The sequence below is a fragment of the Pseudomonas sp. EMN2 genome (assembly GCF_009650555.1).
GTDB lineage: Bacteria > Pseudomonadota > Gammaproteobacteria > Pseudomonadales > Pseudomonadaceae > Aquipseudomonas > Aquipseudomonas sichuanensis.
In genome coordinates, this window is sequence record NZ_VZZR01000053.1 from 11,240 (window position 1) to 34,112 (window position 22,873).

The 22,873-nt window shown below is 64.5% G+C and carries 22 protein-coding genes; 16 read left to right on the plus strand and 6 right to left on the minus strand.

The features are described 5' to 3' along the window. Positions 1-44 precede the first annotated feature (44 nt). The gene (locus F6X61_RS16570) at positions 45-2,906 is read left to right on the plus strand and encodes a class I adenylate cyclase (RefSeq protein WP_153787521.1); all 2,862 of its coding nucleotides are present in this window, start codon (positions 45-47) and stop codon (positions 2,904-2,906) included. A gap of 15 nt (positions 2,907-2,921) precedes the next feature. Here F6X61_RS16570 and rnk read toward each other — a convergent pair whose 3' ends face one another. The 3 genes from rnk to cyaY form a co-directional block, all read right to left on the minus strand. Continuing rightward, complete coding sequence (rnk, locus tag F6X61_RS16575; protein WP_153787522.1) at positions 2,922-3,332, minus strand: nucleoside diphosphate kinase regulator; 411 nt, start codon at positions 3,330-3,332, stop codon at positions 2,922-2,924. A 155-nt stretch (positions 3,333-3,487) separates the two neighbouring features. Further along, positions 3,488-3,706, minus strand: coding sequence for a DUF1289 domain-containing protein (locus tag F6X61_RS16580; protein ID WP_153787523.1), 219 nt, complete (start codon positions 3,704-3,706; stop codon positions 3,488-3,490). Position 3,707: 1 nt separating this feature from the next. Beyond that, entirely contained in the window at positions 3,708-4,040 is a 333-nt protein-coding gene (cyaY, locus tag F6X61_RS16585; protein ID WP_153787524.1) for an iron donor protein CyaY, read from the minus strand. Positions 4,041-4,313: 273 nt separating this feature from the next. Between cyaY and F6X61_RS16590 the strand changes: the two genes are divergently transcribed. The 6 genes from F6X61_RS16590 to F6X61_RS16615 are packed head-to-tail and all read left to right on the plus strand — an operon-like array spanning position 4,314 to position 8,912. Further along, positions 4,314-4,517, plus strand: a complete 204-nt coding sequence (locus tag F6X61_RS16590) for a lipoprotein (protein WP_153787525.1) — start codon at positions 4,314-4,316, stop codon at positions 4,515-4,517. A gap of 9 nt (positions 4,518-4,526) precedes the next feature. Beyond that, positions 4,527-5,774: a diaminopimelate decarboxylase gene (lysA, locus tag F6X61_RS16595; RefSeq protein WP_153787526.1), complete on the plus strand. Its 1,248-nt coding sequence runs from the start codon at positions 4,527-4,529 to the stop codon at positions 5,772-5,774. Between the two features lie 4 nt (positions 5,775-5,778). Beyond that, positions 5,779-6,609, plus strand: coding sequence for a diaminopimelate epimerase (gene dapF / locus F6X61_RS16600; RefSeq protein WP_153787527.1), 831 nt, complete (start codon positions 5,779-5,781; stop codon positions 6,607-6,609). 13 nt (positions 6,610-6,622) lie between these two features. Next, positions 6,623-7,321 carry a DUF484 family protein gene (locus F6X61_RS16605; protein WP_125857046.1) on the plus strand — a complete coding sequence of 233 codons (699 nt, stop codon included), beginning with the start codon at positions 6,623-6,625 and terminating at the stop codon, positions 7,319-7,321. Continuing rightward, positions 7,321-8,220 (plus strand): tyrosine recombinase XerC, encoded by a 900-nt coding sequence (gene xerC, locus F6X61_RS16610; RefSeq protein WP_153787528.1) that lies wholly within the window; start codon positions 7,321-7,323, stop codon positions 8,218-8,220. Before F6X61_RS16605 ends, xerC begins: the two co-directional genes overlap by 1 nt. Further along, the gene (locus F6X61_RS16615; protein WP_153787529.1) at positions 8,217-8,912 is read left to right on the plus strand and encodes an HAD family hydrolase; all 696 of its coding nucleotides are present in this window, start codon (positions 8,217-8,219) and stop codon (positions 8,910-8,912) included. The genes xerC and F6X61_RS16615 overlap by 4 nt, the downstream gene beginning before the upstream one ends. Before the next feature lie 153 nt (positions 8,913-9,065). Here F6X61_RS16615 and sutA read toward each other — a convergent pair whose 3' ends face one another. The 3 genes from sutA to glnK form a co-directional block, all read right to left on the minus strand. Then, positions 9,066-9,395 carry a transcriptional regulator SutA gene (sutA, locus tag F6X61_RS16620; RefSeq protein WP_105947199.1) on the minus strand — a complete coding sequence of 110 codons (330 nt, stop codon included), beginning with the start codon at positions 9,393-9,395 and terminating at the stop codon, positions 9,066-9,068. A 428-nt stretch (positions 9,396-9,823) separates the two neighbouring features. Beyond that, the gene (locus F6X61_RS16625; RefSeq protein WP_153787530.1) at positions 9,824-11,158 is read right to left on the minus strand and encodes an ammonium transporter; all 1,335 of its coding nucleotides are present in this window, start codon (positions 11,156-11,158) and stop codon (positions 9,824-9,826) included. A gap of 48 nt (positions 11,159-11,206) precedes the next feature. Further along, positions 11,207-11,545: a P-II family nitrogen regulator gene (glnK, locus tag F6X61_RS16630; RefSeq protein WP_002555808.1), complete on the minus strand. Its 339-nt coding sequence runs from the start codon at positions 11,543-11,545 to the stop codon at positions 11,207-11,209. Between the two features lie 406 nt (positions 11,546-11,951). Between glnK and F6X61_RS16635 the strand changes: the two genes are divergently transcribed. The 9 genes from F6X61_RS16635 to F6X61_RS16675 all read left to right on the plus strand — a co-directional run bounded on the left by F6X61_RS16635 (position 11,952) and on the right by F6X61_RS16675 (position 22,722). After that, positions 11,952-12,221, plus strand: coding sequence for an accessory factor UbiK family protein (locus tag F6X61_RS16635; protein WP_153787531.1), 270 nt, complete (start codon positions 11,952-11,954; stop codon positions 12,219-12,221). A 356-nt stretch (positions 12,222-12,577) separates the two neighbouring features. Further along, a complete protein-coding gene (locus F6X61_RS16640; RefSeq protein ID WP_153787532.1) occupies positions 12,578-12,805 on the plus strand; it encodes a hypothetical protein in 228 nt (75 codons plus the stop codon). Positions 12,806-13,103: 298 nt separating this feature from the next. Then, positions 13,104-15,809, plus strand: coding sequence for a magnesium-translocating P-type ATPase (gene mgtA, locus F6X61_RS16645; protein ID WP_153787533.1), 2,706 nt, complete (start codon positions 13,104-13,106; stop codon positions 15,807-15,809). 9 nt (positions 15,810-15,818) lie between these two features. Continuing rightward, on the plus strand, positions 15,819-16,178 hold the full coding sequence (locus F6X61_RS16650; protein ID WP_153787534.1) for a DUF2493 domain-containing protein: 360 nt from the start codon (positions 15,819-15,821) through the stop codon (positions 16,176-16,178). A 108-nt stretch (positions 16,179-16,286) separates the two neighbouring features. Next, positions 16,287-17,774: a YifB family Mg chelatase-like AAA ATPase gene (locus tag F6X61_RS16655; RefSeq protein ID WP_153787535.1), complete on the plus strand. Its 1,488-nt coding sequence runs from the start codon at positions 16,287-16,289 to the stop codon at positions 17,772-17,774. Between the two features lie 128 nt (positions 17,775-17,902). After that, positions 17,903-18,154: a DUF2790 domain-containing protein gene (locus F6X61_RS16660; protein WP_153787536.1), complete on the plus strand. Its 252-nt coding sequence runs from the start codon at positions 17,903-17,905 to the stop codon at positions 18,152-18,154. Positions 18,155-18,185: 31 nt separating this feature from the next. Continuing rightward, complete coding sequence (locus F6X61_RS16665; RefSeq protein WP_153787537.1) at positions 18,186-19,202, plus strand: alpha/beta hydrolase; 1,017 nt, start codon at positions 18,186-18,188, stop codon at positions 19,200-19,202. Between the two features lie 228 nt (positions 19,203-19,430). Further along, the gene (locus tag F6X61_RS16670; RefSeq protein WP_153787538.1) at positions 19,431-21,218 is read left to right on the plus strand and encodes a monovalent cation:proton antiporter-2 (CPA2) family protein; all 1,788 of its coding nucleotides are present in this window, start codon (positions 19,431-19,433) and stop codon (positions 21,216-21,218) included. Positions 21,219-21,297: 79 nt separating this feature from the next. After that, positions 21,298-22,722, plus strand: a complete 1,425-nt coding sequence (locus F6X61_RS16675) for a mechanosensitive ion channel family protein (RefSeq protein WP_153787539.1) — start codon at positions 21,298-21,300, stop codon at positions 22,720-22,722. Positions 22,723-22,873: the final 151 nt, after the last annotated feature.

The window sequence follows — 22,873 nt, forward strand, 5'->3', positions numbered from 1 at the left end:
TCAGGCTAAACTCGCCACTGCTCCGCAGCCCGCCTGAGTGCGCAATGAACCACCCTCACGAAATTCGCCCCGACATCGCCCAAGGCATCGACCGCAAGGAGCTGTCGCGGCTGCGTGCGCGCTTCCTGAAGGTCAGCCAGGGGCGCCTGGGGCGCGCCATGGAAGGGCTGTCGACGCGCCAGCAACAGGTCATCACGCTGTTGCCGCTGTTCTTCCACGTCAACCATCCACTGCTGCCAGGCTATGTATCGGGTACCACGCCCGCCGGTGTCTCGGGCTTCGAGCCCGATGCCGAATTGTTGGCCGAAGCCCAGCGCCTGACCCGCTCGTTCACCTACAAGGCCCGCCACGGCAACCCACCGCAACCCATCCACGGGCTGTTCCTGATGGGCAGCCTGGGCACCCTGGCCCAGGCCGAGCAAAGCGACATGGATGTGTGGGTGTGCCACGCCGCAGACCTGAGCGAACAGGCCCTGGGCGAATTGCGGCGCAAATGCCAGTTGCTCGAGGCCTGGGCGGCCAGCCAGGGGGCCGAGGTGCACTGCTTCCTGATCGATGCGCAGAGCTTCGTGCAGGGCGCGCGCGACAGCCAGCTCAGCTCGGACGACTGCGGCACCACCCAGCACTACCTGCTGCTCGACGAGTTCTACCGCACCGCCATCTGGCTGGCCGGGCGCACCCCGCTGTGGTGGCTGGTGCCGGTCTACCAGGAGCACAACTACCGCGACTACACCCAGACCTTGCTGTCCAAGCGCTTCATTCGAGCCCGTGACGATATCGACCTGGGCCACCTGGCGCACATTCCCCAGGAGGAATACGTGGGCGCCGGGCTGTGGCAGCTGTTCAAGGGCATCGACTCGCCCTACAAGTCGCTGCTCAAGCTGCTGCTCACCGAGGTCTACGCCAGCGAACACCCACAGGTGCGCTGCCTGAGCCTGGACTTCAAGCAGGCGGTGTTCGCCAACCAGCTGGAGCTGGACGCGCTCGACCCCTACGTGATGGTCTACCGGCGCATCGAAGCTTACCTGCTGCAACGCGGCGAAACCGCCCGCCTGGAACGGGTGCGGCGCAGCCTGTACCTGAAAGTGAACAAGAAGCTCAGCAACCTCGCCTCGCGCAGCGGTGGCTGGCAACGCCGCCTGCTGGCGAAGCTGGCCGAGGAGTGGGGCTGGGACGAGCGCCAGCTGGCCCTGCTCGACAGCCGCAGCCAATGGAAGGTGCGCCAGGTGGCCGTCGAGCGCCGTGAGCTGGTGGCCGAACTCAACCACAGCTACCGCTTCCTCAGTGAGTTTGCCCGCACCCAACAGGCCGACAGCCGCGCCGACCCGCGCGAACTCAACGTGCTCGGCCGGCGCCTGTACGCCGCCTTCGAACGCCGCGCCGGGAAGATCGAAGTGATCAACCCGGGTATCGCCCCGGACCTGGCCGAAGACACCCTGACCCTGGTGCAGTCGGCCAACCGCAAGGAGCCCGGCACGCATCACTGGGGGCTGTACAACGGCAACCTGGGGGTGCACGAATGGGAGCACTTCAGCCCGATCAAGCGCTGCCGCGAACTGCTCGAACTGCTCACCTGGGCCCACCGCAACGGGGTGATCGACAGCAGCACGCGGATTGCTCTGCACCCGGGGGTAAGCGATCTCAATGATTTCGAGCTGTTCAACCTGATCGGCAGCCTGCAGCAGAGCATCGTGCTGCCGCTGGAGACGGTCAGTGAGGCTCGCCTGCTGCAACCGAGCGTGGCCGACGAAATCCTTTTGCTGGTCAACGTCGGTGTCGACCCGCTGCGCCACCACCGCGACCTGAACATCCTGATGACCACCGAGCGCACCGACTCGCTCAGCTACGCCGGGGTGCGCGAAAACCTGGTGCTGACCCTCGACCAGATCACCCTCAACAGCTGGAACGAGGTGCTGGTGCAGCGCTATGACGGCGAGCATGCCCTGATGCGCTGCCTGCGTGACCACCTCAACAGCCTTGGCCGGCGTGGCCACCGCCCGCGGCTGCGGGTGCGCTGCTACTGTCACAACCGCGCCCAGGCCATCGGTCAACGGGTAGAAGAGATCTTCGCGACCGCGCAACGGCTGCTCGACCAAGGCCTCAACCACCGTTACCTGTTGCAGGTGGCCCAGCACACCCATGTGCTGGAGCTGCTGCCGGGGCAGGTCAGCCTGGCTACCCTCGACGGCCACGATGCCGTGCTGGCGGCGCTGGGCGAGGTCCGCAGCGCCTACAGCCCACTGCACCTGGACACCAACGCGCTGCAGGACCACGACCTGCCGCTGGTCCTGGAGCAAGGCCGGCCAGGCTGTATCCAGGTGTTCTACCGCCTGCTCGATGGCTGGGCCGACCTGTATGTGCTGGATGAGCACAACGTGCTGTGGCAGCAGCGCGTGGCGCTGCAGGACGAGCATCACCTGTTGTTGCCACTGCATCGCTTTTTGCAGTCGATGGTGATCCGCCGCGATGCCCAACTGCCACTGGAGAGCCTGCAGCAAGCGGCGCTGGAGATCACCTATTGCCAGTTGCTGCCTTCAGGCCTGGGCAAGGCTCGCAGCCTGGAGCCACGCCAAGCGCCGCTGGACGGCCGCAGCCAGCCTTACTACGAGGTCCAGGCGATTGTGCAGGGCGGTGCGGGCGGCGCCGTGCACGTCACGCTCTATTGCGATCAACAGGAGTATTCCGAGCTGGAGCACGGCGACCAGCTGTATGCCGTGGTCGCCCGGCAGATCCTGCGCCAGCGCCACGGCGCCAGCAGCTACCGCTGCTACATCACCGACCTGGACCTGTCCGATCTGCTCGGCGACGACCCCGGCTCAACGAGCCTGTGCCTGCGCTACAAGCGCGAGCTCGAGCAAGCCTTGAACGATGGCCTGGAGCAACTGCAGGCGGCGCTGGAGCCCTGAGGCCCAAGGCCTGCGTCAGAGGTCGAAATCACCCGCCGCTTCCGGCTGGTATTCCACGGCCAGCAGTTCGAGCTTGAGGGTCTTGCCAGCGGGGGCCGGCCAGTCGATCTGGTCACCCACCGACAGCCCCAGCAACGCACAACCGATCGGCGCCAGGATGGAGACATTGCCTTCCGGGCCGGCGTCCTTCGGATAGACCAGGGTCAGGTGGTAGTCCTTGCCGCTGGCGATCTCGCGGCAGTGCACGCGCGAGTTCATGGTCACCACGCCAGCCGGCACCTCTTCGTGACCGACCACCTGTTCGGCGCGGTCCAGCTCGTCCTGCAGGGCGAGCACACCCGGGGTGCTTTCATCGAGGCTGTCGATCAGGCGCTCGAGACGCTGTACGTCCAATCGGGTGAGGGTGAGGGAAGGCTTGGTGCTCATGATCCAGTCAGACTCCTTTGAACAGGCAATTTGCTTGAGGCAGATAAAGCAAAACCCCGCCCAAGGGCGGGGTTTGTGAATGCTGTGGCGTCACCGACGCAAGACCCGACACTACCACAGCAGGGCAAATACTCAAGCCCGCAGCATCAATAGGGTTATGCCTGGGCCTGCGCTTTCAGGGCCAGAGCCTCGCGGCAGATCTGCCGGCGCCGGTCGTCGTCGGCCGCACGCCACTCGCGGATATGCTCGACATGGCGATGACAGCCGGTGCAGACCTTGTGTTCATCGAGGCGGCACACGCTGATGCAGGGTGACGGCACGGCAGGGCTGACATTGCTGTACAGCGGTTTAGGGGGCCGAGGCTGGCTGCTCATATCAGATTTCGTCGAAGTCCAGCTTCTCGCCGGCACGTTCCCAGACGATGCGTTCGAGCATCTCGCCGAGCAGTTCCTCGGTTTTCTCGCAGGTCCACTTGCCGTTCTCTTCGTCGTAGTCGAAGTGGAAACCGCCGGACTTGTCCGCCAGCCACAATTGGCGCAGTGGCTCCTGGCGGCTGAAGATCAGCTGGCTGCCGTTGTCGAACTTGATGGTCAGGACACCGGCAGAGTTTTCCATGTCCAGGTCCAGACCGCTCTCGTCGAACAGGTCTTCCAGGGCCTGTTGGGTCGCGTCGACCAGGTCGTGGAAACGCGCTTCGCTCAAACTCATGTGCATGGACCTCGAAAAATGACTGTGTTGCAAGCAAGGCGGGGAAGATACGGGCGCCAGCAGTTGAATGCAAAGACTAGCGGATGCCTGGGCGGCCCCCTTCGCGGGTAAACCCGCCCCCACAACGCTCCCGTGGGCGCGGGTTTACCCGCGCAGGAGCGGCACCGAAAGCTCAAGAATAACGCCGCCCGGCGGGCCGGTCCTTGCATAGGCAATCGGGTGGTCGCTCGGTATACTCGGGCGCAATACTGCTTATTTCAAAGGATTTCACCAATGAAGCGCCTGATTTCCTCCCTCGCGGCGCTGGTCGCGGTTGCCTGCCTCGTTTCGGCCTGCGGTCAGAAGGGCCCCCTGTACCTGCCGGAAGACGGCAAGGACGGCAAAGGCCCGAGCAAGTCGCACCAGCAGCACAAGCACGCCCAGCCGGCCGAACAGCAAGACGAGCTGGAGCAGCCCGAGCAGACTCCCGCGCAGTAAGGAAATCCCATGGATGCATTCAACTACCGTGGCGGCGAGCTGTTCGCGGAAGGGGTGGGCCTGACAGCCATTGCCGAGCGTTTCGGTACCCCCACCTACGTGTATTCGCGCGCCCACATCGAGGCCCAGTACCGTAGCTATACCGATGCCCTGCAGGGTGTCGAGCACCTGGTCTGCTTCGCGGTCAAGGCTAACTCCAACCTCGCCGTGCTGAACCTGCTGGCGCGGATGGGTTCGGGCTTCGACATCGTCTCCGGCGGTGAACTGGAGCGCGTACTGGCAGCCGGCGGGCGGGCCGATCGCGTGGTGTTCTCCGGTGTCGGCAAGACCCGCGAAGACATGCGTCGTGCCCTGGAAGTCGGCGTGCACTGCTTCAACGTCGAATCCACCGACGAGCTCGAGCGCCTGCAAGTGGTAGCCGCCGAGCTGGGCAAGGTGGCCCCGGTGTCGCTGCGGGTGAACCCGGATGTCGATGCCGGCACCCACCCGTACATCTCCACCGGCCTCAAAGAGAACAAGTTCGGTATCGCCATCGCCGATGCCGAAGCCATCTACGTGCGCGCCGCGCAGTTGCCAAACCTGGAAGTGGTCGGCGTCGACTGCCACATCGGTTCGCAGCTGACCACCGTCGAGCCGTTCCTCGATGCGCTGGACCGCCTGCTGGTGCTGGTCGATCGCCTTGCCGAATGCGGCATCCACCTGCGCCACCTGGACCTGGGCGGCGGTGTCGGTGTGCGTTACCGCGATGAGCAGCCGCCATTGGTGGCCGACTACATCAAGGCCATCCGCGAACGCGTCGGCGACCGTGACCTGGCCCTGGTGTTCGAACCGGGCCGCTACATCGTGGCCAACGCCGGCGTGCTGCTGACCCGCGTGGAATACCTCAAGCACACCGAGCACAAGGACTTCGCCATCATCGATGCGGCGATGAACGACCTGATCCGCCCAGCCCTGTACCAGGCCTGGATGGGCGTCAGTGCGGTCAGGCCCCGTGAAGGTGAAGGCCGGGCCTACGACCTGGTCGGACCGATCTGCGAGACCGGCGACTTCCTCGGCAAGGACCGTGTGCTGAACCTGGCCGAAGGCGACCTGCTGGCCGTGCAGTCCGCCGGCGCCTATGGTTTCGTCATGAGCTCGAACTACAACACCCGTGGCCGCTGCGCCGAAGTACTGGTCGATGGCGACCAGGCCTTCGAAGTGCGTCGCCGCGAAACCATCGCTGAACTGTTCGCCGGCGAAAGCCTGCTGCCGGAGTGAACCCATGCTGCTGCGCTTTACTAAAATGCACGGGCTTGGCAACGACTTCATGGTCCTCGACCTGGTCAGCCAGCACGCGCATATCCAGCCCAAGCATGCCAAGCAATGGGGTGATCGCAACACCGGTATCGGCTTCGACCAACTGCTGATCGTCGAAGCGCCGAACAATCCGGACGTGGACTTCCGCTACCGGATCTTCAACGCCGACGGCTCCGAGGTCGAGCAATGCGGCAACGGCGCGCGCTGCTTCGCCCGCTTCGTGCTGGACAAACGCCTGACCGCGAAAAAACGTATCCGCGTCGAAACCAAGAGCGGCATCATCGAGCTGGACGTGCGCAACGACGGCCAGATCTGTGTCGACATGGGCCCGCCGCGTTTCGTCCCGGCCGACATCCCGTTCATCGCCGATGAGCAGGCTTCGAGCTACCCGCTGGAAGTCGACGGCCAGGTGCACCAGATCGCTGCCGTGTCGATGGGCAACCCGCATTCGGTGCTGCGCGTCGATGACGTGCGCAGCGCGCCGGTGCATGAACTGGGACCGAAGATCGAGCACCATCCGCGCTTCCCGCAGCGGGTCAATGCCGGCTTCATCCAGGTCATCGACCGCCACCGCGCCAACCTGCGGGTGTGGGAGCGCGGCGCGGGCGAGACCCAGGCGTGCGGCACCGGCGCTTGCGCCGCCGCCGTCGCGGCCATCGCCCAGGGCTGGATGGACTCGCCGGTGACCATCGACCTGCCCGGCGGGCGCCTGAGCATCGAGTGGGCTGGCCCCGGCCAGCCGGTATTGATGACCGGCCCGGCCGTACGTGTATTCGAAGGACAGGTTCGTCTTTAAGCGAGTAGCCGCCATGACTGAACAGCCGCACGTTGTACCCGAGCTCGACGCCGACGCGGTGGTCGCCTACCTGCGCGCCCACCCCACGTTCTTCGCCGAGCATGACGAGCTGCTGATCGAGCAGCGCATCCCCCACCAGCGCGGCGACAGCGTGTCGCTGGTGGAGCGCCAGCTCAAGCTGCTGCGTGACCGCAACATCGAAATGCGCCATCGCCTGTCGCAACTGATGGACGTGGCCCGCGACAACGACCGGCTGTTCGACAAGACCCGCCGGCTGATCCTCGACCTGCTGGATGCCGGCAGCCTGGAAGAAGTGGTGATGGCCGTTGAAGACAGCCTGCGCCAGGAGTTCAAGGTGCCCTTCGTCAGCTTGATCCTGTTCGGCGAGAACGCCGCGCCGGTCGGCCGCTGGGTGTCCGGCAGCGAGGCCCAGCAGGCCATCGGCGGGCTGATCGGTGGCGGCAAGACCATCAGCGGCAGCCTGCGCGAGCACGAGCTGGCCTTCCTGTTCGGCAATGACCAGCACAAGGAAGTCGGTTCCAGCGCCGTGGCCACCCTCGAGTACCAGGGCCTGCATGGCGTGCTGGCGATCGGCAGCCGCGACCCGCAGCACTACAAGAGCAGCGTCGGCACCCTGTTCCTCAGCTACATCGCCGAAGTGCTGGGCCGCGTGGTGCCGCGCTTCACCCAGACGCTACGCTCGGTGCGCTGATGGAAACCCAGCTGGAGGCTTATTGCGCGCACCTGCGCAACGAGCGCCAGGTGTCCGAACACACCCTGCTGGCCTACCGCCGCGACCTGGAAAAGGTCATTGCCTACTGCAACAGCCAAGGCATTGGCGGCTGGCCGGCGCTGCAAGTCCAGCAAATGCGCCAACTGGTGGCGCGCCAGCACCATCACGGGCAGTCCTCACGCAGCCTGGCACGCCTGCTTTCGGCGGTGCGCGGGCTGTACCGCTACCTCAACCGCGAAGGCCTGTGCCAGCACGATCCGGCCGATGGCCTGGCGCCCCCCAAGGGCGAGCGGCGCCTGCCCAAGGTGCTCGACACCGACCGCGCGCTGCAGCTGCTCGATGGCGGCGTCGACGATGACTTCATCGCCCGGCGTGATCAGGCCATCCTCGAACTGTTCTACTCCTCCGGCCTGCGCCTGTCGGAACTGGCCGGCCTCGACCTCGAGTACCTCGACCTGGCCGCCGGGCTGGTACAGGTGCAAGGCAAGGGCAGCAAGAGCCGCGTACTGCCGGTCGGACGCAAGGCGCGCGAGGCGCTGCAGGCGTGGCTGCGCCTGCGTGGCATCGGCGGGCCCCGGGACGGCGCGGTGTTCATCACCCGCCAGGGCAAGCGCCTCAGCCCGCGGGCCATTCAGCTGCGGGTCAAGACCGCTGGCGAGCGCGAGCTTGGCCAGCACCTGCATCCGCACATGCTTCGCCATTCCTTCGCCAGCCACCTGCTGGAATCGTCCCAGGACCTGCGCGCGGTACAGGAAATGCTCGGCCACGCCGACATCAGTACCACGCAGATTTACACCCACCTGGACTTCCAGCACCTGGCCGCGGTGTACGACAGCGCCCACCCTCGGGCCAAACGCAGCAAAGGCACAGACTCATGAGCATCAAGCTGATCACCTTCGACCTGGACGACACGCTGTGGGACACCGCGCCAGTCATCGCCACTGCCGAGATCGTCCTGCGCGACTGGCTCGCCGCCAATGCACCGGTGCTTGGCGCGGTGCCGGTCGAGCACCTGTTCGCCATCCGTGAGCGCCTGGTGCAGGCCGAGCCCGGCCTCAAACACCGCATCAGCGCCCTGCGCAGGCGTGTGCTGTTCCACGCCCTGGAAGAGGTCGGCTACAGCGAGAAGCACGCCCAGGAACTGGCCAACGAAGGCTTCGAGGTGTTTCTCCATGCGCGGCACCAGGTCGAGGTGTTTCCCGAGGTACAGCCGGTGCTGGAGATCCTGCGCCACCAGTACACGCTCGGGGTGGTCACCAATGGCAACGCCGACGTGCGCCGGCTCGGGCTGGCGGACTACTTCCGCTTTGCCCTGTGCGCCGAGGATCTGGGCGTAGGCAAGCCAGATCCGGCACCGTTCATGGAGGCCCTGAAACTGGGTGGCGTGGACGCAGGGGCGGCGGTGCACATCGGCGACCACCCAGGCGACGACATCGCCGGGGCACAACGGGCCGGGTTGCGCGCGGTGTGGTTCAACCCACAGCACAAGGCCTGGGCGGGCGAGCAAGCGCCGGATGCCGAGATTCAGCGGTTGTCGCAGTTGCCCGACGTACTCGCCCGCTGGCGCTGACCGGGGCCGCTTTGCGGCCCAATCGCCGGCAAGCCGGCTCCCACAAATTCCTGTGGGAGCCGGCTTGCCGGCGATTGGGCCGGTACAGGCGACACAAATCTCACAGCCACAAAAAAGCCCGCAGCGACGGCGGGCTTTTTTGCTTTCAGCCACTCAGATAGGGCGGCTGCCGTACTTGTTGTCCGGCTTCTTGGGCGGGTCGGCGACCACATTGGCCTCGACTTCCTGCACCTTGCCACCGCGCGAAAGAAACTCTTCCATCGCCTTGGCCAGGGCATCACGCTCCTTCTGCTTGGCTTCCATGCTCGGCATTTCGTCTACCGAAACAGCCGCCTTGGACTTGCCCTTGGCAGTCGGCGCGGGGCTGCTGTCGTCATCGCCAGCATCCTCGGCACCATCGTCGGCTGCCGCTTCGAGGCCTTCATCACCCTCGTCTTCGTCACCTACTTCGAGGTCATCATTTTCCAGATCGTCGTCGCTCATGTTCTACCTCATGACTTGCGAAAAGCAGGTTAGTTATAGACCGGTGCACCGTAGACGGCAGGCACCGGTGAAAATTCAACTGGCCGTGGGTTGGCCACTGCCTCGGGTGTCCACCTCCTGATGGGAGGCCCGGCACCCAGCAGACCCTGCTCCTGGCAAGGCCTGACAAAACTGTTCTGACCCTGGCTGGCCACAGGCTACTGCAAGCCTAGCAAAGGGTGGCGAAGTGTGCGGGTTACTCGTCCCACACCCTTCGGCGCGCATTCTAGCGCGCTCGCAGAAAAAGCAAAGCACCAGAAACGCCCAATGACTTGTAAGTTTTCTACCAACGTCGCGTACAGGACAGCGAAACCGTTTGCCGGGCGTAAAACGGCAAATTACAGGCAAAAAAATGCCCGGCGAACCGGGCAAGTTTTCCAGCGTGGCGGTTACAGGTTGTAGCCGCGCTCATTGTGTTGAGCCAGGTCGAGGCCGACCGACTCTTCTTCTTCGCTGACCCGCAGGCCCATCACCAGGTCCAGCACCTTGAGGATCACGTAGGTGACGATGGCGGTGTAGATCACGGTGAAGAGCACGCCTTTGGCCTGGATCCAGAACTGCGCGGCGATGTCGGTGACCGCGCCGAAGCCGCCCAGGGCCGGCGCTGCGAACACACCGGTGAGCAGCGCACCGACGATGCCGCCGATACCGTGTACGCCGAAGGCGTCGAGCGAGTCGTCGTAACCCATCTTGCGCTTGAGGCTGGTGGCGCAGAAGTAGCAGACCACGCCCGAGACCAGGCCGATCACCAGCGCGCCCATCGGGCCGACGGTACCGGCGGCCGGGGTAATGGCGACCAGGCCGGCGACCACACCCGAGGCGATGCCCAGTGCGCTCGGTTTGCCGTGGAAGATCCACTCGGCGAACATCCAGCCCAGGGCGGCGGCGGCGGTAGCGATCTGGGTGACCAGCATCGCCATGCCGGCGGTGCCGTTGGCGGCGGCGGCGGAGCCGGCGTTGAAGCCGAACCAGCCGATCCACAGCATGGCCGCGCCCATCAGGGTGTAGCCTAGGTTGTGCGGCGCCATCGGCGTGGTCGGGTAGCCTTTGCGCTTGCCCAGCACCAGGCAGCAGACCAGGCCGGCGATACCAGCGTTGATGTGCACCACGGTGCCGCCGGCGAAGTCCAGTACGCCCCAATCCCACATCAGCGCGCCGTCACCGCTCCAGACCATGTGCGCGATCGGCGCATAGACCAGGGTGAACCACACGCCCATGAAGATCAGCATTGCCGAGAACTTCATGCGTTCGGCAAAGGCACCGACGATGAGCGCCGGGGTGATGATGGCGAAGGTCATCTGGAAGGTGATGAACACCGCTTCCGGGAACAACGCGGTGGCAGAGGTCAGGCCCGACGGCGTGACGCCGTTGAGGAAGGCCTTGGAGAAGCCACCGATGAAGGAATTCAGGTTGAGCACGCCCTTTTCCATACCTGCGGTATCGAATGCCAGGCTGTAGCCGTAGATTACCCACAGGATGCTGATCAGCCCGGTGATGGCAAAGCACTGCATCATCACCGACAGCACGTTCTTGGAACGCACCATGCCGCCGTAGAACAGGGCCAGGCCCGGGATGGTCATGAACAGGACCAGCGCCGTCGAGGTGAGCATCCAGGCGGTGTCGCCGGAGTTGAGCACCGGGGCGGCAGTTTCCTCGGCCAGGGCCAGCCCTGGCATTACGAGGGACAATAGGGCTCCTAGCCCTGCGATCTTACGCAGAGTCATGTTGTTTTCTCCTGGGGCGTTGGGTTTGGTGAGGCTTTTTTGTAGCGTTTAGATCGCGTCGGTATCGGTTTCGCCGGTACGGATGCGGATCGCTTGCTCCAGATTGACCACGAAAATCTTGCCGTCACCGATCTTGCCGGTGTTGGCCGCCTTGGTGATGGCCTCGATCACCCGATCAAGGTCCTTGTCGTCGATGGCGACATCGATCTTCACCTTGGGCAGGAAATCGACCACGTATTCGGCGCCGCGATACAGCTCGGTGTGACCCTTCTGCCGGCCGAAGCCTTTGACTTCGGTCACGGTGATGCCCTGCACGCCGATTTCCGACAGCGACTCGCGCACGTCGTCCAGCTTGAACGGCTTGATGATGGCAGTGACTAGCTTCATGAAACTCTCTCCCGATTTGGTGGACTTGCCCCAGGAAAACAAACCCGTCTCAAGTCTAAGCGCAGCGCCTGTCTTTGTAACGCGTCGTCGGCTCCATCCTCCCCGCCGCGACACCTTGTGGCGGTGACCAAGGGCCGTACCACTGGGCTACGCACTGCCTGATCACAACGGACTGCATCAGTGCATGGCTCACCCAGGTCTTTGCAGAAACCTTGCCAGCTCCGGGAAAACACCAGAAAACAGGTAGTTGCGTGAAACAGTCGGGATTGGCCAGTCGCCAGCAGGGAAAAGCTGCACAACTTCGGTGCGCGACCTTTGGCCGCCCTGCGCAAAAAGTGTGCAGCGCGGGCCGGCAAATGCGGCGTGCTACACTGCTGCCCTTTCACAGATCAGCGGATAGCCAGACATGCTCGCGCCCAAAGCCTTTCTCGATGCCCTGAGCGACCAGGCCTCGCGCCTGTTCAGCGGCGACACCGCACAGCCTCGCGCCGAACTGGAAAGCCAGTTCAAGGTGCTGATGCAGGGCGCCTTCAGCAAACTCGACCTGGTCAGCCGCGAGGAGTTCGACAGCCAGATGGTGGTATTGGCCCGCACCCGCGCCCGCCTTGAAGCGCTGGAGAAACAGTTTGCCGAGCTGGAAGCGCGGATAGCGCCAGCGCCGGCGTCAGAGGAATAATCATCCCGTCTCTGGAGCGGCCCTGCCGCTCCTGCAGGGAACGCAACCTGCCGTTGGAATTTCCTACATACAGTTGCACCGATTAAACAAGGTGAAACTTAATTCAGTTTCACCTTGCGGGTTGACTTGCCCGCTATGCTTTGCATAAAGTTCACCCGCCCCGAAAAGCGGGCCTTTATTTCAACTCACGAAGAATTCAATGGACACAGTATCTAGTCGCTGCCTGACCGCCTCTGGCTGTCAGGCACTTGAACCGGAACTCCGGGCCCGCCTCCCTGGCTGGGCAAGCCGCGCCAGAGCCTGATGCTCCGCCGTAGCTTGCCGCCCCGGGTGCCAGCCCGGTCGGAGGCAAGCTCATGAACCTCATCACCTTTATCCGTACACAGATGCACGCCCGCCTTGGGGCGCTGCACACCTTTGCCCATGCGGCCCCGCCGCCCTTCCCCGCCCCCGTCGCGCGTGGCTCTCGCCTGCGTGCCACCTGGCTATCGCAACCCGGTAACGGCAGCCTGCGCCTGCACTGGCATGCCGACGACGGCCAGGAACCGCCGAGTCGATGGCGCGCCTTGTTGTGTTTCGGCTGACGGGCGCGTCGCCACTTACATATTGAATAGCCATCAATAAGACACGAACTTTTAATTATTAAAGTTCGCAGGACTCTTATTGCCTGAAAGTTTCCAGAGGAATAACAGCACCATGGACTCAGCCAGTAGAAAGTTCGCTGCCGACATTAACCCCGGCATGCGCCAGCGAACGTTCAAGCGCCGGATAAACAAGCTTTTTTACCGATCGATTGATCGCGGCCCGAAACACGCGCACTCACCCGCCCAACCGTGAGTCGACTGTGTTTCGTGCCGCCTCCTGCGGCAGGAGCACAGCCCGATGACCGTCAAAGACCGCAACACCACCACAACTGCGGACGCCCGCCTGTCCATGCGTGCCGCCCGTGAGGCGCGCAACGGCCTGGCCGTCACCCTCGCCAACCTCGACGCCAGCGAGCTCGGCCTGACCGAGCACGAGGCCGCCAAGCGCCTGCAGCGCGACGGCGCCAACGAGGTCGCCCACGACAAACCGCAACCGGCCCTGGTGCAACTGCTCAAGGCGCTGCACAACCCCTTCATCTATGTACTGCTCACCCTCGCCGCCATCAGCTTCGTCACCGACTACTGGCTGCCGCTGCGCGCCGGTGACCTCGACGACCTCGACCTGACCAAGGTGATCATCATCCTGACCATGGTCAGCGTCAGCGGCCTGCTGCGCTTCTGGCAGGAATACCGTTCGAGCAAGGCGGCCGAAGCCCTCAAGGCGATGGTCCGCACCACCGCCACGGTGCTGCGTCGCGAGCGCCACGACAGCCCCGCGCAGCTGCGCGAAGTGCCCATGAACGAACTGGTGGCTGGCGATATCGTGCAGTTGGTCGCTGGTGACATGATCCCTGCCGATATCCGCCTGATCGAGTCGCGCGACCTGTTCATCAGCCAGGCCGTGCTCACCGGCGAAGCGCTGCCGGTGGAAAAGTACGACACCCTCGGCCACGTCGCGCAGAAGTCCGCCGCCGACAGCGCCACTGACGAAGGCAGCCTGCTCGACCTGCCGAACATCGGCTTCATGGGCACCAACGTGGTCAGCGGCCGCGCCCGCGCCGTGGTGGTGGCTACCGGCAAGCGCACCTACTTCGGTTCGCTGGCCAGGGCGATTGCCGGCTCGCGCAGCCAGACCGCCTTCGACCGCGGCGTGAACAGCGTCAGTAGCCTGCTGATCCGCTTCATGCTGGTGATGGTGCCGGTGGTGTTCGTGCTCAATGGTGTGGTGAAGGGTGACTGGAGCGATGCCTTCCTGTTCGCCCTGGCCGTGGCCGTGGGCCTCACCCCGGAAATGCTGCCGATGATCGTCAGCGCCAACCTGGCCAAGGGCGCCGTGGCCATGGCCAGGCGCAAAGTGGTGGTCAAGCGCCTGAACGCCATCCAGAACTTTGGCTCGATGGATGTGCTGTGCACCGACAAGACCGGCACCCTCACCCAGGACCGCATCATCCTCGAACACCATGTCGACCCGAGCGGCCGCAGCGACCCGCAACTGCTCGAGCTGGCCTGGCTCAACAGCCATCACCAGAGCGGCGTGAAAAACCTGATGGACCAGGCCGTGCTGCGCTTCGCTGGCGAGAACAGCGGCTTCCAGCCGCCCTACGCCTACGCCAAGGTCGACGAATTGCCCTTCGATTTCATTCGCCGGCGCCTGTCGGTGATCGTCAAGGATGCGCTCGGCGAACACCTGCTGGTCAGCAAGGGCGCGGTCGAGGAAATGCTCGCCATCGCCACCCATGTGGAACAGAACGGCCAGCGCATCCCCCTCGACGAGGCCCAGCGCCAGCAACTACTGGCCAGTGCCAGCGCGTTCAACCAGGACGGCTTTCGCGTGCTGCTGATCGGCACACGCGAAATCCCCGCCGCCGAGCGCAAGGCTCAGTACAGCACCGCTGACGAGTGTGGCCTGGTGATCCGCGGCTTCCTGACGTTCCTTGACCCGCCCAAGGAAACGGCTGGCCCGGCCATTGCTGCGCTGCGAGAAATGGGCGTGAAGGTGAAAGTGCTCACCGGCGACAACCCAGTGGTCACCTGCAAGGTGTGCCGCGAAGTGGGCCTGGAGCCCGGCCAGCCACTGCTTGGGCAGGACATCGAACGGCTGGACGACGCCCGGCTCAAGGCCCTGGTCGAAGAGCGTACGGTATTCGCCAAGCTCACCCCGTTGCAGAAGTCGCGGGTGCTCAAGGCGTTGCAGGCCAACGGCCACACCGTCGGTTTTCTCGGCGACGGCATCAACGACGCCCCAGCCCTGCGTGACGCCGACGTGGGCATTTCGGTGGACAGCGGAACTGACATCGCCAAGGAATCGGCCGACATCATCCTGCTGGAAAAGAGCCTGATGGTGCTCGAAGAAGGTGTGCTCAAAGGCCGCGAAACCTTCGGCAACATCATGAAGTATCTGTGCATGACCGCCAGTTCCAACTTCGGCAACGTGTTCTCGGTGCTGGTAGCCAGCGCCTTCATCCCGTTCATGCCGATGCTGGCGATCCACCTGCTGCTGCAGAACCTGATGTACGACTTCTCCCAGCTGTCGCTGCCCTGGGACCGCATGGACAAGGAATTCCTGCGCGAGCCGCGTAAATGGGATGCCCGCAACATCGGCCGCTTCATGCTGTGGATAGGGCCAACCTCGTCGATCTTCGACATCACCACCTTCGCCCTGATGTGGTACGTGTTCGCGGCCAACAGCGTGGAGATGCAGGCGCTGTTCCAGTCCGGCTGGTTCATCGAAGGGCTGCTGTCGCAGACCTTGGTTGTGCACATGCTGCGCACCCGCAAGGTGCCGTTCCTGCAGAGCACGGCGGCGCTGCCGGTGATCCTCGCCACGGGCCTGGTGATGTGCCTGGGTATCTACATCCCGTTCTCGCCGCTGGGGGCGATGGTCGGGCTGGTGCCGCTGCCGTGGGAATACTTCCCATGGCTGGCCGCCACCCTGCTGGGCTACTGCCTGGTGGCGCAAGGCATGAAGACCCTGTACATCCGCCGCTTCGGCCAATGGTTCTGAGGGGGGCGCATGCGTGTACTGATCTGTGCGGGGCGCAACTACGCCGACCACCAGCGCTGCCGTCGGGCGCTGGACGAACTGCAGCGCTGGCAACCGATCCAGGTGCTCATACACGGCGGCAGCCAGCACCTGGGGGGTGATATCGAAGCCTGGGCACGGGAGCACGGTGCGGACATCGTCCGCTACCCGCCCAACTGGCAGTTGCACGGCAAACTGGCTGAACGGCTGCGCAACGTTTTCATGTTGCGCGACAGCCGGCCTGACCTGGTGCTGGCTTTACCGGGTGGCGACGATACCGAGGAGCTGCTGGCTCGGGCACGGGGTGAGGGAGTTGGGGTGGTGTACGGCAAGCAGCCCGCTGCTAGGTGAGGCCGTGGAAAAACCTCGACGCACTCTTTCCAGCGTGCCCGCCAGGGCCGCCACTATGCTTTGCCGGGCCGCAGGATGCGGCCCGAATCATGCGAACACGGAGCGCCCATGTCCCTCGCCCTCGTCCACAGCCGCGCCCAGGTCGGCGTGCTGGCACCCGCCGTCAGTGTCGAAACCCACCTGGCCAACGGCCTGCCGTCGCTTACCCTGGTCGGTTTGCCCGAGGCCACGGTCAAGGAAAGCAAGGACCGGGTACGCAGTGCCATCGTCAACGCCGGGCTGGAATACCCGGCCCGGCGCATCACCCAGAACCTCGCCCCGGCCGACCTGCCCAAGGACGGTGGGCGCTACGACCTGGCCATCGCCCTGGGGATACTCGCTGCCAATGGCCAGGTGCCGGTGGCCGCGCTCGAAGACATCGAATGCCTGGGTGAATTGGCCCTGTCCGGGGCGCTGCGGCCAGTGCAGGGTGTGCTGCCCGCCGCGCTGGCGGCACGCGACGCCGGGCGGGCGCTGGTGGTACCACGCGAGAACGCCGAGGAAGCCAGCCTGGCCAGCGGGCTGGTGGTGTACGCGGTGGGGCATCTGCAGGAGTTGGTGGCGCACCTGAGCGGGCAACTGCCGCGGCCACCCTATGCGGCCAACGGCTTGCTGCTGGAGCAACGGCCCTACCCCGACCTCAGCGAGGTGCAGGGCCAGACCGCGGCCAAACGAGCCCTGCTGCTGGCGGCTGCCGGTGGCCACAACCTGCTGTTCACAGGCCCCCCCGGCACCGGCAAGACCCTGCTCGCCAGCCGCCTGCCCGGCCTGCTGCCACCGCTGGACGAGCGCGAGGCGCTGGAGGTGGCGGCAATCCGCTCGGTCAGCGGCCACGCACCGCTGGACAGCTGGCCACAGCGACCGTTTCGCCACCCCCATCACTCCGCCTCGGGCCCGGCACTGGTCGGTGGCGGTAGCCGCCCGCAGCCGGGCGAAATCACCCTGGCGCACCATGGCGTGCTGTTTCTCGATGAACTGCCAGAGTTCGAGAGGCGCGTACTGGAAGTGTTGCGCGAGCCATTGGAATCGGGCGAGATCGTGATCGCCCGGGCCAGGGACCGAGTGCGCTTCCCGGCACGCTTCCAGTTGGTGGCAGCGATGAACCCCTGCCCCTGCGGCTATTTTGGCGACCCCACCGGCCGCTGCCGCTGCAGCCCCGAGCAGATCCAGCGCTATCGCAACAAACTCTCCGGCCCCCTGCTCGACCGCATCGACCTGCACCTGACGGTGGCCCGGGAGAATACCGTGCTCGGCATTCAACCCAGTGGCGAAACCAGCGCCAGTGTCGCCGCTGTCGTGGCCGAGGCTCGCGCGCTGCAGCAGCGTCGCCAGGGCTGCGCCAATGCCTTCCTCGACCTCAAAGGCCTGCGCCGACATTGTCCGCTGGCCTCGGCCGACCAGGCCTGGCTGGAGACCGCCTGCGAGCGCCTCACGCTGTCGCTGCGGGCGGCCCATCGCCTGCTCAAGGTGGCGCGTACGCTGGCGGACCTGGAGCAGGCCGAGACCATTGGCCGGGCCCACCTGGCCGAAGCGATGCAGTACCGACCAGGCAGCTGACAGACCATGTACATCGTCAATCTTCTCCATAGCTGAAATATATTTTGCGCACTAACTATTTGCGCTCAATATTCATCTCACGCAGCAAGCAGTCGCCAAACCCACTCAGCACATCCTGGAGAACGATCATGACCCTTCGCACAATTCTCGCCCTCGGCGTTACCACCCTGGCCATCGGAACCAGCGCCGGGGCCTTCGCCACCGAAGCCACCGCCTACCGCTACGGGATGAACCTGGACATCGCTCAGGTGGTCACCGTCGAGGCGCCCACCGCCATTCAGGGCCACACCAGCACCGCCATCCTGACCTACCGCGACAGCAACGGCCAATTGCAAGCCGTGAGCTACAGCCAGCCCACCACCCTTGCCAACCAGAACTGAGCCGCCGGCTCGCACGCAGAGGAACCCGCACATGAAACTGTCCCGTACCCTGACCGCTGGCCTGCTGGCCCTGGCCGTGAACAGCGCCTTCGCCGCCGGCAGCCCTGGCGTCGAGCGCAACACTCAAGGCTTCCTCGATGCGCTTGCCGCAGGCGGCGGCAAGCCGCTGGAAACCCTGGCGCCGAAAGACGCACGCGCCGTACTGAGTGGAGCCCAGGCCGGGGTGAAAGTCGATGTGTCGGGTATCCGCGTTGAACGCCACACCATTCAGGTCGATGGCCAGCCACTGCAGATCCGTGTAGTGCGCCCTGAGGGTGCCACGGGCAACCTGCCAGTGTTCATGTTCTTCCACGGCGGTGGTTGGGTGTTGGGCGATTACCCCACCCACGAACGGCTGATCCGCGACCTTGTGGTCGGCTCCGGCGCAGCGGCGGTATACGTCGACTACACGCCTTCGCCGGAAGCGCAGTTCCCCACCGCGATCAACCAGGCCTATGCCGCTACCCGCTGGGTCGCCGAGCATGGCCAGGAGATCGGCGTCGATGGCAGCCGCCTGGCGGTCGCCGGCAACAGCGTCGGCGGCAACATGGCTGCGGTGGTGGCGATAAAGGCCAAGGAGGCCGGCACGCCGAAGCTGCGCTTCCAGGCGCTGCTGTGGCCGGTGACCGATGCCAACTTCAACAACGCCTCCTATAGCCAGTTCGCCGAGGGCCACTTCCTGACCCGCAGCATGATGCAGTGGTTCTGGAACAGCTACACCACAGACCCGCGTCAGCGCGACGACATCCATGCCTCGCCGCTGCGTGCCAGCCTGGAGCAACTCAAGGGCCTGCCACCGGCCCTGGTGCAGACTGCCGAAATGGACGTGCTGCGTGACGAAGGCGAAGCCTATGCCCGCAAGCTCGACGCCGCCGGGGTGCCGGTGACTGCAGTACGCTACAACGGCATGATCCATGACTATGGCCTGCTCAATGTACTGAGCGCCGTACCCGCAGTGCGCACAGCCATGGACCAAGCGGCGCAGGCCCTTAAAACGCATCTGAAGTAAGGGGTTGGTGCAAGCCCGCTACCACAGCCGCAAGCGTGGGAGCGGGCTTGCCCCGCGATTGGCCAATCAAAGGTTCCACTTTCAGAACGATGCTTCCCGCCAGGCTGGAATTGTCCTGTTTCCCGCAGCACCCGAAAATGCTCGCCTCTTCCAGCGATGGCATAAGCTTCGGCAACGTGCCATCCGTTCCCTAAAGCGCTGCCTCATGCAGTTCAAGGAGTACGAGCAATGCCACACGAAGGCAGCCTTCTACAAACCGCAGTCATCTTCCTGCTTGCCGCCGTGGTCGCAGTGCCCCTGGCCAAGCGCCTGCAACTGGGCGCCGTGATCGGTTACCTGCTGGCGGGTGTGGCCATCGGCCCGCAGGCGCTGGGCCTGATCCGCGATACCGAAAGCGTCGCGCATATCTCCGAACTGGGCGTGGTCCTGCTGCTGTTCATCATCGGCCTTGAGCTTTCACCCAGACGCCTGTGGCTGATGCGCAAATCGGTGTTCGGCGTCGGCACCGCCCAGGTGCTGCTGACCGGCGCGGTGATCGGCGCCATCGCCCTGTTCGGCTTCAGCCAAACGCTGCCGGCCGCCATCGTGCTCGGCCTGGGGCTGGCACTGTCTTCCACCGCCCTTGGCTTGCAGAGCCTGGCCGAGAGCAAGCAGCTCAATGCGCCCCATGGCCGCCTGGCCTTTGCCATCCTGTTGTTCCAGGACATCGCTGCAATCCCGCTGATTGCCCTCGTACCGTTGCTGGCCGCCAGTGGCCCGGACACCAGCCATGGCGACAGCCTCGAACATGGCCTGAAAGTGTTCGCCAGCATCGCCATCGTCATCGTCGGTGGTCGTTACCTGTTGCGCCCGCTGTTCCGTACCGTGGCCCGCACCGGCCTGCCGGAAGTGTCCACCGCCACCGCATTGCTGGTGGTGATCGGCACCGCCTGGCTGATGGAAGAGGCGGAAATCTCCATGGCTCTCGGCGCCTTCCTGGCCGGCCTGCTGCTGGCGGACTCCGAGTATCGTCATGAACTGGAATCGCAGATTGAACCGTTCAAGGGCCTGCTGTTGGGCTTGTTCTTCATCAGTGTCGGCATGGGCGCCAACCTGCGCCTGCTGGTGGACATGCCGCTGGTGCTGCTGGGCCTGACCCTGTTGTTGATCGCGGTAAAGCTGGTGCTGCTGATCGGCGTCGGCCGCCTGGCCGGTGGCCTCAACAGTGCAAGCGCGCTGCGCCTGGGCATGGTGCTGGCAGCCGGCGGCGAGTTCGCCTTCGTGGTATTCAAGCTGGGCAAGGATCAGGGCCTGTTCGATACGCAAACCTACGACCTGCTGCTGATGACCATCACCCTGTCGATGGCCATTACTCCATTGCTGATGCTCGGCTGCGCCCGCGCCCTCAAGCGCCCGCAAGCCGTGCGCGAGGTGCCCGAGCAGTACAAGAGCATTGATGCCGGCAGCCCTCGCGTAGTGATTGTCGGTATGGGCCGCATGGGCCAGATCGTTTCGCGCATCCTGCGTGCGCAGAAGATCCCCTTCATCGCTCTGGAGACCTCGGTGGATGCCATCGAGATGACGCGCATGTTCGAACAGGCGCCGGTGTTCTACGGCGACCCGCTTCGCCCCGAAGTACTGCATGCGGCCAAGGTCGGCGAGGCCGAGTATTTCATCATCACCAGTGACGACCCCGAGGCGACCATTCGCACCGCCGAGCGGGTCAAGCGCCTTTACCCGCACCTCAAGGTCATCGCTCGTGCACGCAACCGCCAGCATGTGCACAAGCTGATGGATGTCGGCGCGGAGCCGATCCGCGAGACCTTCTATTCCAGCCTGGAAATGAGCCGTCGTGCGCTGGCCGGGCTGGGGCTGACGGATGAGCAGGCCGCCGACCGCATCGCACGCTTTACCGAGCATGACGAGCAGGTATTGGAAGCCCAGGGCCGGGTGCGTGACGATCGGGCCAAGGTGATGCAGACGGCCAAGGAAGCGCGGGTGGAACTGGCGCGGCTGTTCGAGTCGGATGTGGATTGACCTGCATGGAGTGGGCAGCCATTGCCTGCCCGCTCAACCTGCTCTTTACTGACGTTCAGCCCTCTGCAGCGAGAACACCATGCTGGCGCTCATCCAGTCCTACCCCTTGCTGCTCGGCACTTGCCTGATCATTGGCGACTTGCTGCTCTGGCAAGTGATCCCCCAGCAGCACCGCCTCTGGCGCATTGCCTCACGGCTGGTGATCTTCCTGCTGTTCAGCGCCGTGCTGGTGGCTGCCGGGATGAGCCCGCTGCAGCCACCACCCTGGATTGACGAAGTGTCGCGCAACCTGATGGCAACGGTGCTCGCCATTGGCTGGTGGCTGTTCGGTGCGCGTACGGTGACGGTGGTGTTCGGCCTGCTGCTGGGGGCACGTGGGAGCCATGGCGGGCGCCTGTTGCAGGATGTGATTGGGGCGCTGATCTTCCTTGCCGCAGTAGTAGCCGCAGCGGCCTATGTGCTGCAACTGCCGGTCAAGGGTCTGCTGGCCACGTCCGGGGTGATGGCCATCGTCATTGGCCTGGCCTTGCAAAGCACGTTGAGCGATGTGTTTTCGGGCATCGTGCTCAACACCACGCGGCCCTATCAGATAGGCGACTCCATCTCCATCGACGGTACCGAAGGCAAGGTGGTGGATATCGACTGGCGTGCCACGCGCATGATCACCGGCACAGGTAGCCTGGCGGTGATACCCAATTCGGTGGCGGCCAAGGCGCGGCTGCTTAACCACAGCCGCCCGGCCGATCGGCATGGGGTAGTGATCAGCGTGGTGGTGCCGGCCAAGGTCCGGCCAAAGCGCGTGTTCGATGCACTGGAGAAGGCCCTGCAAGGCACCAGTGCCTTGCTCGCCTCTCCTGCTCCTAAGGTAACGGTCAAGACTTCTTCCCTGGAGTCCGTCGAATACGAGGCCAGTGCTTTCGTCGCCGACATGGCGCTCAAGACTGAAGTACGCAACCAGTTGTTCGACCTCGCCCATCGCCACCTGGAGGCCAGCGGGGTGATGTGGAACGTCGACCTGACGCTTGCCCCACGCAGCCGTCAGCGCGAGCTGATCGATGAGGTGCGGGTATTCCGCTCGCTCAGCGCTGAGGAGCGTGACTCGCTGAGCCAACGCATGACGGCAGTGGAGTATCTGGCCAACCAGGTGATCCTGGGCATCGGCGACAACTCAGACCACCTGCTGGTGATTGGCAGCGGTGTGATACAGGCTTCGGTGCGTAATGGGGACAAGCTGGTAGAGGCCGGGCGCATGGGCCCGGGCGAGGTGCTCGGAATCGAAGGGCTGGTGGACGACGATGGCTCTTTCGCCGAATTCCGCACCCTGACCGGATGCCTGCTGTACCGTATCGAGAAGGAACAGGTGCGCAGTTGCCTGGAGCAACGTAGCGAGGTGCAGTCGGCGTTCACCAAGCTGCAGCGATTCCGTCGGCAGAGTAGAGAGTCACTGCTGATGCAGAAGCCTGCGCAAGTGAAGAAAGGTGGGTTCCTGAGCTGGTTGCGCTAGCGCAACGCCGTGCATTGCAGGATAAGGTCCTGAAAAGACAAAGCCCCTGATCGCATCGCGATCAGGGGCTTTGGATTTGAATCTTGACGATGACCTACTCTCACATGGGGAAACCCCACACTACCATCGGCGATGCATCGTTTCACTACTG

Excerpts from the sequence above, each read along its gene's own strand:
- lysA (WP_153787526.1), top strand. The coding sequence starts at position 4,527 with ATGGATGCATTCAACTACCGTGGCGGCGAGCTGTTCGCGGAAGGGGTG.
- F6X61_RS16670 (WP_153787538.1), top strand. The coding sequence starts at position 19,431 with ATGCCACACGAAGGCAGCCTTCTACAAACCGCAGTCATCTTCCTGCTT.
- F6X61_RS16660 (WP_153787536.1), top strand. The coding sequence starts at position 17,903 with ATGACCCTTCGCACAATTCTCGCCCTCGGCGTTACCACCCTGGCCATC.
- F6X61_RS16580 (WP_153787523.1), bottom strand. The coding sequence starts at position 3,706 with ATGAGCAGCCAGCCTCGGCCCCCTAAACCGCTGTACAGCAATGTCAGC.
- F6X61_RS16590 (WP_153787525.1), top strand. The coding sequence starts at position 4,314 with ATGAAGCGCCTGATTTCCTCCCTCGCGGCGCTGGTCGCGGTTGCCTGC.
- F6X61_RS16655 (WP_153787535.1), top strand. The coding sequence starts at position 16,287 with ATGTCCCTCGCCCTCGTCCACAGCCGCGCCCAGGTCGGCGTGCTGGCA.
- F6X61_RS16675 (WP_153787539.1), top strand. The coding sequence starts at position 21,298 with ATGCTGGCGCTCATCCAGTCCTACCCCTTGCTGCTCGGCACTTGCCTG.
- sutA (WP_105947199.1), bottom strand. The coding sequence starts at position 9,395 with ATGAGCGACGACGATCTGGAAAATGATGACCTCGAAGTAGGTGACGAA.
- F6X61_RS16665 (WP_153787537.1), top strand. The coding sequence starts at position 18,186 with ATGAAACTGTCCCGTACCCTGACCGCTGGCCTGCTGGCCCTGGCCGTG.
- F6X61_RS16650 (WP_153787534.1), top strand. The coding sequence starts at position 15,819 with ATGCGTGTACTGATCTGTGCGGGGCGCAACTACGCCGACCACCAGCGC.
- F6X61_RS16605 (WP_125857046.1), top strand. The coding sequence starts at position 6,623 with ATGACTGAACAGCCGCACGTTGTACCCGAGCTCGACGCCGACGCGGTG.
- xerC (WP_153787528.1), top strand. The coding sequence starts at position 7,321 with ATGGAAACCCAGCTGGAGGCTTATTGCGCGCACCTGCGCAACGAGCGC.
- dapF (WP_153787527.1), top strand. The coding sequence starts at position 5,779 with ATGCTGCTGCGCTTTACTAAAATGCACGGGCTTGGCAACGACTTCATG.
- cyaY (WP_153787524.1), bottom strand. The coding sequence starts at position 4,040 with ATGAGTTTGAGCGAAGCGCGTTTCCACGACCTGGTCGACGCGACCCAA.
- glnK (WP_002555808.1), bottom strand. The coding sequence starts at position 11,545 with ATGAAGCTAGTCACTGCCATCATCAAGCCGTTCAAGCTGGACGACGTG.
- F6X61_RS16640 (WP_153787532.1), top strand. The coding sequence starts at position 12,578 with ATGAACCTCATCACCTTTATCCGTACACAGATGCACGCCCGCCTTGGG.
- rnk (WP_153787522.1), bottom strand. The coding sequence starts at position 3,332 with ATGAGCACCAAGCCTTCCCTCACCCTCACCCGATTGGACGTACAGCGT.
- F6X61_RS16625 (WP_153787530.1), bottom strand. The coding sequence starts at position 11,158 with ATGACTCTGCGTAAGATCGCAGGGCTAGGAGCCCTATTGTCCCTCGTA.
- mgtA (WP_153787533.1), top strand. The coding sequence starts at position 13,104 with ATGACCGTCAAAGACCGCAACACCACCACAACTGCGGACGCCCGCCTG.
- F6X61_RS16635 (WP_153787531.1), top strand. The coding sequence starts at position 11,952 with ATGCTCGCGCCCAAAGCCTTTCTCGATGCCCTGAGCGACCAGGCCTCG.
- F6X61_RS16615 (WP_153787529.1), top strand. The coding sequence starts at position 8,217 with ATGAGCATCAAGCTGATCACCTTCGACCTGGACGACACGCTGTGGGAC.
- F6X61_RS16570 (WP_153787521.1), top strand. The coding sequence starts at position 45 with ATGAACCACCCTCACGAAATTCGCCCCGACATCGCCCAAGGCATCGAC.